At 34.6% G+C, this 14,538-nt stretch carries 10 protein-coding genes; 7 read left to right on the top strand and 3 right to left on the bottom strand.

Annotated features, from left to right (window positions below):
• Nucleotides 1-81: 81 nt before the first annotated feature.
• A complete protein-coding gene (gene uvrB / locus ACXX80_RS10245; RefSeq protein ID WP_458553101.1) occupies nucleotides 82-2,073 on the top strand; it encodes an excinuclease ABC subunit UvrB in 1,992 nt (663 codons plus the stop codon).
• Here uvrB and ACXX80_RS10240 read toward each other — a convergent pair.
• Nucleotides 2,070-2,471, bottom strand: a complete 402-nt coding sequence (locus tag ACXX80_RS10240; protein ID WP_458553100.1) for an excinuclease ABC subunit B — start codon at nucleotides 2,469-2,471, stop codon at nucleotides 2,070-2,072. The two genes, uvrB and ACXX80_RS10240, sit on opposite strands and share 4 nt — an antisense overlap.
• A gap of 56 nt (nucleotides 2,472-2,527) precedes the next feature.
• On the opposite strand from ACXX80_RS10240, the gene ACXX80_RS10235 reads away from it, so the two are divergent.
• Genes ACXX80_RS10235 through ACXX80_RS10215 form a run of 5 tightly spaced genes read left to right on the top strand, consistent with a single transcriptional unit; the run spans nucleotide 2,528 to nucleotide 6,627 of the window.
• The gene (locus ACXX80_RS10235; RefSeq protein WP_458553099.1) at nucleotides 2,528-3,349 is read left to right on the top strand and encodes an alpha/beta hydrolase; all 822 of its coding nucleotides are present in this window, start codon (nucleotides 2,528-2,530) and stop codon (nucleotides 3,347-3,349) included.
• A 44-nt stretch (nucleotides 3,350-3,393) separates the two neighbouring features.
• Nucleotides 3,394-4,404 (top strand): dipeptide epimerase, encoded by a 1,011-nt coding sequence (locus ACXX80_RS10230; RefSeq protein ID WP_458553098.1) that lies wholly within the window; start codon nucleotides 3,394-3,396, stop codon nucleotides 4,402-4,404.
• 6 nt (nucleotides 4,405-4,410) lie between these two features.
• Nucleotides 4,411-5,442 carry an aminotransferase class I/II-fold pyridoxal phosphate-dependent enzyme gene (locus ACXX80_RS10225; RefSeq protein ID WP_458553097.1) on the top strand — a complete coding sequence of 344 codons (1,032 nt, stop codon included), beginning with the start codon at nucleotides 4,411-4,413 and terminating at the stop codon, nucleotides 5,440-5,442.
• A 58-nt stretch (nucleotides 5,443-5,500) separates the two neighbouring features.
• Nucleotides 5,501-5,968, top strand: a complete 468-nt coding sequence (locus ACXX80_RS10220) for a DUF1456 family protein (protein WP_282744503.1) — start codon at nucleotides 5,501-5,503, stop codon at nucleotides 5,966-5,968.
• Between the two features lie 2 nt (nucleotides 5,969-5,970).
• Nucleotides 5,971-6,627: a Rossmann-fold NAD(P)-binding domain-containing protein gene (locus ACXX80_RS10215; RefSeq protein ID WP_458553096.1), complete on the top strand. Its 657-nt coding sequence runs from the start codon at nucleotides 5,971-5,973 to the stop codon at nucleotides 6,625-6,627.
• A gap of 62 nt (nucleotides 6,628-6,689) precedes the next feature.
• Here ACXX80_RS10215 and ACXX80_RS10210 read toward each other — a convergent pair whose 3' ends face one another.
• Entirely contained in the window at nucleotides 6,690-8,258 is a 1,569-nt protein-coding gene (locus ACXX80_RS10210) for a protein adenylyltransferase SelO (RefSeq protein ID WP_458554092.1), read from the bottom strand.
• Nucleotides 8,259-8,418: 160 nt separating this feature from the next.
• Nucleotides 8,419-9,612: an ADP-forming succinate--CoA ligase subunit beta gene (sucC, locus tag ACXX80_RS10205; RefSeq protein ID WP_099716000.1), complete on the bottom strand. Its 1,194-nt coding sequence runs from the start codon at nucleotides 9,610-9,612 to the stop codon at nucleotides 8,419-8,421.
• 408 nt (nucleotides 9,613-10,020) lie between these two features.
• Here sucC and gltB point away from each other — a divergent pair, with 408 nt between their 5' ends.
• Nucleotides 10,021-14,538: a glutamate synthase large subunit gene (gene gltB, locus ACXX80_RS10200; protein WP_458553095.1), complete on the top strand. Its 4,518-nt coding sequence runs from the start codon at nucleotides 10,021-10,023 to the stop codon at nucleotides 14,536-14,538.

Raw genomic sequence — 14,538 nt, 5'->3', positions numbered from 1 at the left:
TTTTTTTTTGGCAAAATGTTTAGAAAAAAAAGAATCCAAACTTTGTACCTTTGCAACTCTAAAACTTTGCCCCTTAATTAAATGAATTTCCAAGTAGTATCCGATTACCAGCCAAAAGGCGACCAACCGCAAGCGATTGAAAAATTAGCCCAAGGGATTATAGATGGTGATAAATTCCAAACTTTATTAGGAGTTACCGGATCCGGAAAAACATTCACAGTGGCTAATGTGATTCAGGAAGTACAAAGACCAACATTAGTTTTGGCACACAACAAAACGTTAGCGGCTCAATTATATTCAGAATTCAAACAGTTTTTTCCGAATAATGCCGTGGAATATTTTGTGTCCTATTACGATTATTACCAGCCCGAAGCTTTTATGCCTGTAACCGGCGTTTTCATTGAAAAGGATTTATCCATCAATGAAGAACTGGAAAAAATGCGAATGTCAACAACCGCTTCGTTGCTTTCAGGACGAAGAGATATTTTGGTTGTAGCGTCAGTTTCCTGTTTGTATGGTATTGGAAATCCGATAGAATTTCAGAAAAATTTGATTCCAATTGAGAAAGGACAAATTATTTCTCGTACCAAATTATTACATCAGCTCGTGCAAAGTTTATATTCCAGAACGGAAGCCGATTTTAATCCCGGAAGTTTCAGAATAAAAGGCGATACAGTTGATGTTTATCCAAGTTATGCGGATGAAGCTTATCGAGTTCATTTCTTTGGTGATGAAATAGAGGAAATTGAAAGTTTTGATACCAAGAATTCTCAGGTTCTTGAAAAATTTGACAAGCTGACCATTTATCCGGCCAATATGTTTGTGACTTCGCCAGATGTTTTGCAAGGTGCGATTTGGGAAATCCAACAGGATTTAGTAAAACAAGTTGATTATTTCAAGGAAATAGGAAAACATCTCGAGGCAAAACGATTGGAAGAACGTACCAATTTTGATTTAGAAATGATTCGCGAACTGGGTTATTGCTCTGGAATTGAAAATTATTCCCGTTACCTAGACGGTCGTTTACCCGGAACTAGGCCTTTTTGCTTACTCGATTATTTCCCGAAAGATTACTTAATGGTGGTGGATGAAAGTCACGTAACACTTTCGCAAGTTAGCGCTATGTATGGCGGAGACCGAAGCCGAAAAGAAAATTTAGTGGAATATGGTTTCCGACTTCCAGCAGCAATGGACAATCGTCCTTTGAAATTTGAAGAGTTTGAAGCGATGCAAAATCAGGTAATTTATGTTTCGGCCACACCAGCAGATTATGAATTACAAAAAACGGAAGGCGTTGTTGTGGAACAAGTGATTCGTCCAACAGGATTACTGGATCCAATCATTGAAATTCGACCAAGTTTAAACCAAATTGATGATTTAATTGAAGAAATTCAAGTTCGAGCAGAAATTGACGAACGTGTTTTGGTGACAACTTTAACCAAAAGAATGGCGGAAGAATTAGCTAAATATTTAACCAAAGTTAATATTCGTTGCCGTTATATTCACTCTGAAGTAGATACTTTGGAACGAATAGAAATCATGCAAGATTTACGAAAAGGAATTTTTGATGTATTGATTGGTGTCAATTTACTTCGTGAAGGTTTGGATTTACCCGAAGTTTCTTTAGTAGCAATTTTAGATGCAGACAAAGAAGGTTTTTTACGAAGCCATCGTTCGCTTACGCAAACAATTGGTCGTGCAGCGAGAAACCTTAACGGTAAAGCAATTATGTATGCGGATAAAATTACGGCAAGCATGCAAAAAACCATTGATGAAACCAATTATCGCAGAACCAAACAAATTAATTACAATGATGCAAATAATTTGGTACCACAAGCCTTGAATAAAAAAATCGAAAGTGCCTTTACCAAAAATCCTTTAGCAGATTATGAATTAGGCTATAATCTTTCAACTGCAGCCGAACCTGTTACTGAATATTTATCAAAACCCGATATTGAGAAACGCATTCGAGAAAAACGAAAAAATATGGAAAAAGCTGCTAAAGAATTAGACTTTATGCAGGCCGCTAAATTACGTGATGAAATAAAAGCGTTACAAGGGCAATTGTCTTAATTGTGTTGTTCCTGAAAAACATTCAATAAAATCTCGCCATCAATAATAGCATTTGGTGCTTCATTCATCAACTTAAGAATTCGTTTTGTGGCTATAGGATTAAGTCCCATATCAATAGCAATTTGCTGTATAGTTGTCATTTCTTTTTCATGTAAAATCCCATCACAATACATCAACAAAGCCAATCTATAAAATTGTTGAATACGTAAAAATTCCGTTTTAATAGGTAATTGTGGTAATTCCTGATGAAATAAATCTTTAAAAACATCTATTTCAAAACTCAATTCCTTAGCAATAATTGCTAAAAAATCATATTCTCTCTTATGCAAATGTCCATCAACAGTGGAAAAAGCAATCATCTCTAAAAGTAAACTCCTCTTTTCTTCGAATGTATTCATCAAATTATTATTTTTAGCTAAAATATTGTTTTTAAATCAAAACACAAAAACTAATAATGAATCGACTAAAGTTCCTGCTCCTACTCTTCTTTTTTGCAATAGCAAAAATTGCTGCTCAGGACTCTAAAAAGTCAAATCAAAGTACTGCGTCAAAACAAGTTTCAACCTATACGATTGAGGCGCCACAACTGCAAATGGAAAAGAAAATTTGGGTGTATTTACCCGATAATTATTTAACTTCAAAAAAGAAATTCTCCGTAATTTACATGCATGATGCGCAAAATTTGTTCGACGCTAAAACTTCCTATTCAGGAGAATGGAATGTGGATGAAAAACTGGACAGCCTAAAAGCGCAAGTTATTGTTGTAGGAATCGAACATGGAAATAACAAACGTATTGATGAATCAACACCTTTTAAAAATGAAAAATATGGTGGTGGAAAAGCAGATGATTATTTAGAATTCATCGTGAAAACATTAAAACCATACATTGACAAAACGTATAGAACAAAAACCAACAAGAAAAATACTATTATCATGGGAAGTTCCCTTGGTGGTCTAAATTCTTATTATGCGGTTTTAAAATACCCAGAAATATTTGGAAAAGCGGGTGTTTTCTCACCTTCGTTTTGGTTTAACAAAGACATTTATACGCTGACAGAAAAATCCAAAAAAATAAAGTCGAAAATCTATTTTCTATGTGGCGATGCTGAAAGTGATGACATGGTTTCGGATTTGAATAAAATGGAATATTTATTAAATTCAAATAGATGTTACTGTCTTAATTTGAATGAAAAGAAAATTGTAAAAGGCGGACAACATAATGAAAAATTATGGCGGGATGGTTTTATAAAAGCCGTTTTATGGCTTGGTTATTAAATCTCATGTTTAAAGAAACTTATTAATTTTAAGTACAAAATCAAATGGAACTAATATTAAGAGAATACAACCTCAAATTAAAACATACATTCACGATTTCGAGAGAATCAATAGACTTTCAACCTTCTTTGATTGTGGAACTAAAAAGTGATGGTTATTCCGGTTTTGGCGAAGCAACTTCCAATCCGTATTACAAAACAACCGTTCCGGTAATGATGCAGGATTTAGAAAAAATTCGTTCTGTAATTGAAGCTGCGACAAATGAAACACCTTCGGCATTCTGGTCAAAAATCCATCCGTACTTAAAACACGATATGTTTGCACTATGCGCTTTGGATATGGCATACAATGATTTATATGCGCGCAAAAAAGGAAAGAAATTATATGAATTGTGGAATTATACAATTGATAAAAATCCATTAACAGATTATACAATTGGAATAGCTTCCATTGAAAAAATGGTTGCAAAAATGAAGGAACTTCCTTGGCCGATTTATAAAATAAAATTGGGAACCAAAGAAGATATTGCCATTGTCAAAGAACTTCGAAAACATACTAATGCCATTTTCAGAATTGACGCAAATTGCGGTTGGGGCGTTGAAGAAACCATAAATAACGCCATCGAGTTAAAAAAATTAGGAGTGGAATTTTTGGAACAGCCCATGAAAGCCGACAATTGGGAAGGACACAAAGAAGTTTTTAAACACTCTGCTTTACCGATTATCGCTGACGAAAGTTGTATTATAGAAGAAGATGTAGCCAAATGTCATAACCATTTTCATGGTGTAAATGTCAAATTAGTAAAATGTGGCGGGCTGACACCCGGAAGACGAATGATTCAGGAAGCCAAAAATTTAGGTTTGAAAACGATGGTGGGTTGCATGACCGAATCGACAGTTGGAATATCAGCCATTGCGCATTTACTGCCACAACTGGATTATGTAGATATGGACGGCGCATTGCTTTTGGCAGAAGATATTGCGACCGGTGTGACAATCGATTTTGGAAAAATAAACTATTCAGACTTAAATGGAACCGGTGTAACTTTAATGTAGCTTTAAATGAAAGTCAACCAATTTCCCGATCGAACAATAGAAATCAACAATGAAGAATATCTTTATTTTGGAGGAACAGCTTATTTAGGTTTGCCAACGCATCCCGAATTTCAAAGACTGCTTATCAAAAATATTTTGCGATGGGGAACAGCTTACGGAAGTTCCAGAAGTGCCAATATCCAACTCAACGCTTATGAAGATGGCGAACGATTTTTAGCTAATTACATCAAAGCAGATGCTGTACTTACAGTTTCTTCCGGTATGTTGGCGGGGAAATTAGTTGTTGAAACATTAACTCCTGAAACCGATTTATTTTTTCATTTTCCGGATACGCACACCGCCATCAAAAAGCCAAACAGCTTACCGGTTTTTATTGGAAATGAGCTAAATCCTCGTTTGCTCGATGATAGAACTGAAAAAATTACGATTCTTACGGATTCGGTTCCATCATTTCATGTACAGCCAATCGATTTTTCTATTATGAATTCGATTTCTTCGAATAAAGAAATTACTTTGGTTATTGATGAATCACATTCCCTTGGGATTTTAGGAACAAATGGTTGCGGAATTTTTTCGACAATCAATCTTCCCAATATTAAAAGGAAAATCATGGTGTCTTCATTAGGAAAAGCTTTTGGATTGACGGGTGGCGTAATTGCTAGCGATTCCGAATTTATTAATCAGATTGCAACTCACGATACTTTTGTTTCCAGTGCCGGTATGAATGCAGCCTTTGTGCAAACCATGGCTGATGCGACGTCAATATATTTGCAACAGCATCAAAAATTAAAAGACAATTTAAAGTATATAGATACTCATTTAATTAAAAATAGAGGGATTCATTTTGACAGCAATTATCCGCTAATTTATCCGAAAATCGTAGGTATAAATGATATTTTCACTGCGAATAAAATTATAGTAACTAATTTTAAATACCCAACAGACACTAAAGATTTAAACAGAATTGTAATTACTGCCAATCATAAAAAAGAAGATTTGGATACCATAATTCACCTTCTGAACCAAAACCAATTCTGAATCTAAAATTGTGGTCCAATTGCTTTTAAACCGTACCTTTGTAAAAAATTAGAATATGATGACAAATAACGATATCTTTAAAAAACTTCGTGTGGCGTTAATGTTACGTGACGATCAAATAGTTGAAATATTAGAATTAGTGGATTTTAGAATCACTAAATCAGAATTAGGTGCTTTTTTTCGTGATGAAAAACATGAAAATTATATGGAATGTGGCGACCAAGTTTTGCGTAACTTCCTAAATGCATTAGTAATTCACTTGCGTGGAACGAAAGAAAACCCAAAAAATCCAAATGATGTTTTAGCTAAACACAAAGCTCAAATTCCTGTAAAAGAAGGCGCTTCAGAAAGAACAGAATTTAAAGCAAAGCCAAGAGACGAAGAAAGATCAAGAGGCGATGAAAGTCCTTCAAAATCGAAACCTGCTGCTAAGAAACCGTTCAAAAAACAATTCTCAAAAGGAACTCCAAAAGTTCAAGTAGTGGAGAAAGTGAAATTTAATTTCGGTAAGAATAAAAAATCATAACTGTGAAAACGGCAGTGATTATTGGTAGCACCGGTTTAATAGGCTCCGAATTATTGAATTTACTTTTGGAAAGTTCACATTACGCTAAAGTAATCACTTTCGTCAAGAGAGATACTGGAATAAAGCATCCAAAATTGACACAACACATCATTGATTTTGACAAGCCGGAAACCTACAAAGAATTAGTCGTTGGTGATGATTTCTTTTGTACTATAGGCACAACAATAAATAAAGCGGGAAGTAAAAAAGCTTTTAGAAAAGTAGATTTTGAATATCCTCGACAGTTTGCCGCTTTTGCTTTGCAGAATAAATTTCAAAAATACTTGATTATTTCCTCACTTAGCGCTGATGCAAATTCTGGAAATTTCTATTTGAAAACAAAAGGAGAAATTCAAGATTTTCTTAAAGATTGTGATTTTGAAAGCGTTGCTGTATTGCAACCTTCACTTCTTTTGGGAAACCGAACTGAATTTAGATTTGGAGAAAAAGTTGGTGCGTTTTTTATGAAAACACTTTCCTTCTTATTCCTTGGAAACTTGAAAAAGTACAAACCCATTGAAGGTAAAACAGTAGCTAAAGCACTTTTGAAAATTGCTCAAATAAATAATACAGGTTTCAAAATATATGAATCGGATGTGATTCAAGAAATTGGAAACTAATACAATATCAAAATCCTGAATGAGAGTTCAGGATTTTTTGTATAATACTTATCATAAAAACATTAAGAACTACAGCTCAACATAGAGCATCCTACTTTATCTCTGGCCCAATCAGGTCTTTTGGCAAACCATTTTTGAAAATTTGGTTGCTCGTCATACGGCTTTTTCAGCATTTCGAATAATTCTTTTAACAAGGAATAATCTCCCTTATCCACATCATCAATACACAATTTCGCCATGTAATTTCGTAGCACGTATTTTGGATTAACTAAATTCATCTGCTCTTTTCTTTCAGAATCCGAAAGTGTTTCTTCATTAATTCGAATGGTGTACTTCTCTAACCAATCGTGCCAATCTTTTAAAATTGTTTCATTCAAGTCCTTTTCATTATAAAAAGCGTCTTTTATGGTATTGAAAGCGGTTAATGCAGCATCAGCTTTGGTTACATTACTTAGATTTCTAAAGAAAATAGTCATGTCCGTTTCTACCTTTTCAAGCAATTGAGTCAAACTTTGAATCAAAACAATATCTTGTTCTTTTATGATTTGGAAACCAAGTTTCTTTTGCATCATATTCAAATACTCCTTTTCGTAATCCGTACTAAAAGCATCTAAAATAGTTTCCAGCGGTTTAGCCTCTTGAATCAAAGGATACAAAGCATTGGCTAATTGATATAAATTCCACAACGCAATTTCTGGTTGATTGCCAAAACGATATCTTTTATATTGATTATCTGTTGTATTTGGCGTCCAGCCAGAATTATAATCTTCTAACCAACCGTAAGGACCATAATCAATTGTAATGCCGTGAATAGACATATTATCGGTATTCATTACACCATGAACAAAACCAACCCGTTGCCAGTGTACAATCATGTTCAGTGTCGTTTGGGTTACTTCTTGAAAAAAGGCAAGATATTTTTCGACACCCTCTTTTTGAATATGAGAAAAATGATGTTTGATGGTGAAATCCGCTAGTAATTTGAGATTAACATGATCCTCTCGGGAAGCAAACATTTCGAAGCTTCCAAAACGGATAAAGGAAGGAGCCACTCTACAAACAATAGCACCTTTTTCGTACGCAGGATTTCCATTATACAAAACATCACGCAACACTTGATCGCCAGAGAGCATTAGTGAAAGCGAACGTGTCGTAGGAACTCCCAAATAATGCATCGCTTCGGCACATAAATGCTCTCGAATGGAAGAACGCAATACGGCAAAACCATCTGCGGTTCTAGAATATGGTGTTGGCCCTGCTCCTTTTAGTTGTAAAGTGTATATCTTATTTTCATGAACTACTTCAGTAAGATTGATGGCGCGACCATCTCCTAATTGCCCCGCCCAATTCCCAAATTGATGACCAGCATAACACAAGGCAAAAGGTTTTGTCTCCGGATAAACGGTATTCCCTGAAAAAGTATTTAAAAAATCAGTTGAAAGTATATCTTCCTGAGAAAGACCAATAGCATTAGCTACTTCAATTGAAGCATGAATTAGTGATGGATTAGATGGCTTTTTGGGCAAAACAAACGAATATGCCGATTGCTGAACCTGTCTTGGAACATTGATTTGATTGGGATCAGCAGGCAATTCGGTAGTGAAATTATTTTGTATCTGGAGTTTCATAATAACTAAAAAAGTTAAAAACAAAGATAATTGTTGTGAGTCAGAAAACTTTGCAATTTCAATTATTATTGTGATTTGTTCAATGACAAAATTTATTTTATTCCAAAAAAAAATCCTGTTTGCCACAGCAAACAGGATTTTCAATATATAACAATTTTTCTAATTAAGAAAGTGCTGCTTTTACTTGATCTGCTGCCTCTTGGAATTCAACAGCTGATAAAATTGGCATTCCTGAATTATCAATTAATTCTTTTGCAATAGCTGCATTTGTACCTTGTAAACGAACAATGATTGGTACTTTAATTGCATCACCCATATTTTTATAAGCATCAACAACTCCTTGCGCCACACGGTCACAACGAACGATTCCACCAAAAATATTAATCAAAATTGCTTTTACGTTTTGATCTTTTAAGATAATACGGAAAGCAGTTTCAACACGTTTTGCATCAGCAGTTCCACCTACGTCAAGGAAGTTAGCAGGCTCAAAACCAGCATACTTGATTAAATCCATAGTTGCCATCGCTAAACCAGCTCCGTTCACCATACATCCTACAGTACCGTCAAGATCTACATAGTTTAAACCTACTTCTTTTGCTTCAACTTCAATTGGATTTTCCTCACGAACGTCACGCATGTCAGCATATTTCTTTTGTCTGTACAAAGCATTATCATCGATATTTACTTTAGCATCTACAGCCATAATTTTATTGTCAGATGTTTTTAAAACCGGGTTGATTTCAAACATCGAAGCATCAGATCCAATATAAGCATTGTATAAAGAATCGATGAATTTCACCATTTCTTTGAAAGCATTTCCAGAAAGACCTAAGTTAAAAGCAATTCTTCTTGCTTGAAAACCTTGTAATCCAACAGAAGGATCAACTTCTTCAGTAAAAATTAAATGTGGAGTGTGTTCTGCAACTTCTTCAATATCCATTCCACCTTCAGTAGAATACATAATCATGTTACGACCTGTAGCTCTATTCAATAAAACAGAAACATAAAACTCAGAAGTTTCACTTTCACCAGGATAATAAACATCTTCAGCAATTAAAACTTTGTGTACTTTTTTACCTTCAGCAGAAGTTTGTGGTGTAATCAATTGCATTCCGATGATTTGCTCTGAAATCTCTTCTACTTGTTGTAAATTTTTGGCAAGTTTAACTCCACCACCTTTTCCACGTCCACCTGCATGAACTTGGGCTTTTACAACATACCAACTTGTACCAGTTTCGGTAGTTAATTGTTTTGCAGCTGCAACCGCTTCTACTGGGCTATTAGCAACGATTCCGCGTTGAATGCGAACTCCGTAGCTAGCTAAAATCTCTTTTCCTTGATATTCGTGTATGTTCATAATATAGAATTTGTCTGGATTCTGAATTTATTTCAGAATAAAAGTGGCACAAAAATAGCAAAATTAAACTTAACTGTTATTTTTTTTTTAAATTTTAATAGTGTCTAAATTTAGATATTTTAAACCCGCCGATAACTGGTATGAAAATATAAAAAATATAAATATTAATTACTAATTTGTTATAAATATTCAACAAAAACCATCAGTAAAATATTTCTCTCAAAATTCGTGGCTTTTAGGCTCAAATTTCATTTTGTTTTTGTCGAAAAATCAAATCAGATATACTTAAATCTTATTATTGTGATTTATTTAACCTTTTTCTATTAGAACTGTAAAAACAAGGCGTTTTTAACTTTTAAGCCCATTATATGTTACTAAATCTTTAATTTTGTAAAAAAAATATTAAGCATGAAAGTTAAAGAACAAGGCCTTTATTTGCCCGAATTTGAACACGACAATTGCGGAGCAGGATTCATTTGTAATTTGAATGGAATTAAATCAAATGATATTATACACAAAGCATTGGATATACTAATCAAATTAGAACACCGTGGTGCTGTGAGTTCAGATGGCAGAACAGGAGATGGAGCTGGAATATTATTTGATATCCCTCATGATTTTTTTAAGAAAGTATGTGATTTTGAAATTCCAGAAGCTAGACAATATGCTGTAGGGATGGTTTTTATGCCAAAAAGCCCTAACCAAGTAGCTTTTTGTAAAACAACTTTTGAAGCATCAGTACACGATCAAAATTTAGAAATTCTAGGATGGAGAGATGTTCCTGTAGATGTTACTAATTTGGGGCAAATCGCTGCTGAAAAGGAACCTACCGTAAAACAAGTATTTGTTGGTAAAAATGGATTAGACCTTACAGAACAGCAATTTAACGCCAAAATGTTTGCGGCAAGAAAAATTGCAGAACACACTATAAGAAATTCACGAATTTCAGAAAGTCACAGGTTCTATTTTTCGAGTTTCTCCACTACAACTATTATATACAAAGGTTTGTTGATGCCAGAAGACATTAGCAGATACTATACTGATTTGTTAGACGATGACTTGGTAACCCGATTAGCTTTGGTTCACCAACGTTTTTCTACCAATACATTTCCATCTTGGGAATTAGCACAACCTTTCCGTTATATGTGTCACAACGGTGAAATCAATACACTTCGTGGTAATATTAGCCGTATGCGTGCTCGTGAAGAATTGATGAAAAGTGATGTTTTTGGTGATGATATCAAAAAATTATTCCCAATTATTTTAGAAGGAAAATCAGATTCTGCTTCAATGGATATGGTAATTGAACTGTTATTGATGACAGGTCGTTCTTTACCGGAAGCTATGATGATGGTCGTTCCTGAAGCTTGGGAAAAACACCAAACGATGTCAGCCGATAAAAAAGCCTTTTACGAATACAATGCTTGTATTATGGAACCTTGGGATGGACCAGCTTCTATTCCTTTTACGGATGGTAACGTTATTGGCGCTTTATTGGATAGAAATGGTTTACGTCCATCTCGTTATACTTTGACTAAAAGTGGCTTCGTAATTATGTCATCAGAGATTGGTGTTCTGGACATCAAACCAGAAGATGTGATTCAACACGGTCGCTTAGAACCAGGAAAAATGTTTTTGGTTGACATGAACGAAGGACGTATCATTGAAGATGATGAGATCAAAAATGCGATTGTCACCAAACGTCCTTACAAACAATGGTTGGATGAAAATTTAGTACAATTGGCTCAAATACCATATACTGACAATCCAATCCCTACAGAAAATATTGATTTCGAAACGAGACAACGTTTGTTTGGATACACTATAGAGGATTTAAAAACAATCATAAACCCAATGGGAGCTGAAGGTGCAGAAGCATTAAGTTCTATGGGTAACGATACGCCGCTTGCCGTTTTATCAGATCAGCCACAGCTTTTATACAACTATTTCAAGCAATTATTTGCTCAGGTTACTAATCCACCATTGGATGGTATTCGTGAGGAAATCATTACTGATATCAGTTTAGCGATTGGTGGAGATTTTAATATTTTTGATATTGAGCCTAAGCATTGCAAAAAACTAAAAATTCAAAATCCAGTAATTTCAAACGAGGATTTAGATAAAATAAGAAATATTGATCATGCTGATTTCAAATCAGTCACTATTTCTACATTATACGATATCAAAAAAGGAGTTAATGGATTAGAACGTGCATTAGAAAAAGCAGTTCAAGCGACTTTCAAAGCAGTTTCTGAAGGGTGTAACATTGTGATTCTTTCGGACAGAGGAGTAAGTGAAAAAATGGCTCCAATACCTATGTTATTGGCCTGTTCTTACATTCATCATTCACTTAATATTCTAAAAGTTCGTTCTAAATTTGGAATTATAATAGAATCTGCAGAACCTCGAGAACCACATCATTTTGCCCTATTATTTGGTTATGGTGCCAGTGCAATTAACCCTTACATGGTGAATGAAATTATTCATAACCAAGTTAACCAAGGTTTTATCACTGGTATAAAAGCTGATTATGCAATTAAAAATTATAATAAAGCTATCGCAAAAGGTATTCTGAAAATCATGAATAAAATTGGTATCTCTACTTTACATTCGTACAGAGCGGCACAGATTTTTGAAATTTTAGGATTAAATAAAACATTCACTTCTAAATATTTTCCATACACTCCTTCCAGAATTGAAGGAATTGGTCTGATGGAAGTCGAAAAAGAAATCAAAAAACGATACCAAAAAGCATTTCCGAATTCAAAAGTCAGTAATTTATTGCCTTTAGAAATTGGAGGGATTTACAGATGGAGAAGATCTGGAGAAAAACACATGTTTAATCCAACGACCATTTCTAAATTACAACAAGCAGTACGTTTAAACAGCCCAGAGAGTTATAAAGAATACTCTAAAATGGTCAATGATCAAAGTGAAAACTTAATGACTATCAGAGGTTTATTTGAATTCAATAATTTAGATCCTATTTCAATTGACGAAGTGGAACCTTGGACCGAGATTGTAAAAAAATTCAAAACTGGTGCCATGTCTTATGGATCTATCAGCCAAGAAGCGCATGAAAATCTAGCGATTGCCATGAATAGGATTGGAGGGAAAAGTAATTCTGGAGAAGGTGGAGAAGATCCAAAACGTTTCCAAAAAGACTTAAATGGAGATTCTAGAAATAGTGCTATCAAGCAAGTTGCTTCAGGAAGATTTGGGGTTTCTATCAACTATTTGACAAACGCCAAAGAGATACAAATAAAAATGGCTCAAGGTGCAAAACCTGGAGAAGGTGGTCAATTACCCGGTGAAAAAGTAGTGCCTTGGATTGCTGAAGTTAGAAATTCAACACCTTATGTTGGATTAATTTCACCTCCACCACACCACGACATTTATTCTATTGAGGATTTATCACAGTTAATTTTTGATTTAAAAAATGCCAATCGTGAAGCTAGAATTAATGTAAAATTAGTTTCTGAAGTGGGTGTTGGAACAATTGCTGCCGGTGTTGCTAAAGCAAAAGCCGACGTGATTTTAATTTCTGGATATGACGGAGGAACTGGAGCTGCGCCTTTAACTTCACTGCAACATACCGGTATTCCATGGGAACTTGGACTTGCCGAAGCGCAACAAACATTAATCTTAAATGATTTAAGAAGTCGCGTAGTTTTAGAATGTGACGGACAATTGAAAACAGGACGTGATGTCGCAATTGCTGCATTACTCGGAGCTGAGGAATTTGGTTTTGCAACCGCTCCTTTAGTAGCATCTGGTTGTATCATGATGAGAGCATGTCACTTGAATACATGTCCAGTAGGTATTGCAACACAAGATCCAGAATTGAGAAAAAACTTCAAAGGAACGCCGGAACACATCATAAACTTCATGTATTTTATTGCTGAGGAGTTAAGAGAAATCATGGCACAACTTGGATTTAGAACATTAAAAGAAATGGTGGGACAATCTCAAAAATTGAATGTCAATAAAGCCATCAAGCATTATAAAGCAAGTGGATTAGATTTGTCTACCATTCTATATAAACCTGAAAAAGCTAAAGAAGTTCCTAACCATAATACAACTACACAAGACCATGCTTTAGAACATGTACTTGATTTTGAAATTATAAAAGCGGCTATTCCTTCTATTTATAGAAAAGAAAAAACAAGAGTTACTTTTGACATCAAAAATACAGACCGTTCCGTTGGAGCTATATTGAGTAATGAAATTTCAAAAATATATGGTGCTCAAGGTTTACCTGAGGATACCATATTAGTTGATTTTACAGGTTCTGCAGGACAAAGTTTTGGTGCTTTTGCAACAAATGGTCTATCTTTTAAAATTCATGGAAACTGTAATGATTATTTAGGAAAAGGACTTTCCGGAGGTAAATTAATTATAAAAGTCCCTCCTACTGCCACTTTCAAACCAGAAGAAAATATCATTATTGGTAACGTTGCACTTTATGGAGCAATCACAGGTGAAGCGTATATAAATGGTATGGCCGGAGAACGTTTTTGTGTGAGAAATTCTGGAGCAACAGCAGTTGTAGAAGGAATTGGAGATCATGGATGCGAATATATGACTGGAGGAACCGTCGTAGTTTTAGGTAAAACAGGAAGAAATTTTGCGGCAGGAATGAGCGGTGGTATTGCTTATGTTTTTGATCCAAATAAAAAATTCGACGCTACATTATGTAATATGGAAATGGTAGCTTTTGAAACATTGGAAGATGATGACTTTACTAAACTGAGACGTTTGATAAAAAATCATTCCATGTATACCAATAGTCCTTTGGCAAAAAGGATTTTAGAAAATTGGGAAAACCAACGTAACCATTTTATCAAAGTAATGCCTACTGATTACAAAAAAGCATTGCAGAGATTAGCCGAAGAAAAAAAAATTGAAGAACTAATAGCACTATAG

Source organism: Flavobacterium sp. GNP002, assembly GCF_054343795.1.
Note: the sequence above shows the minus strand (reverse complement) of the source record. Positions and strands in the feature narration are given on the sequence as shown.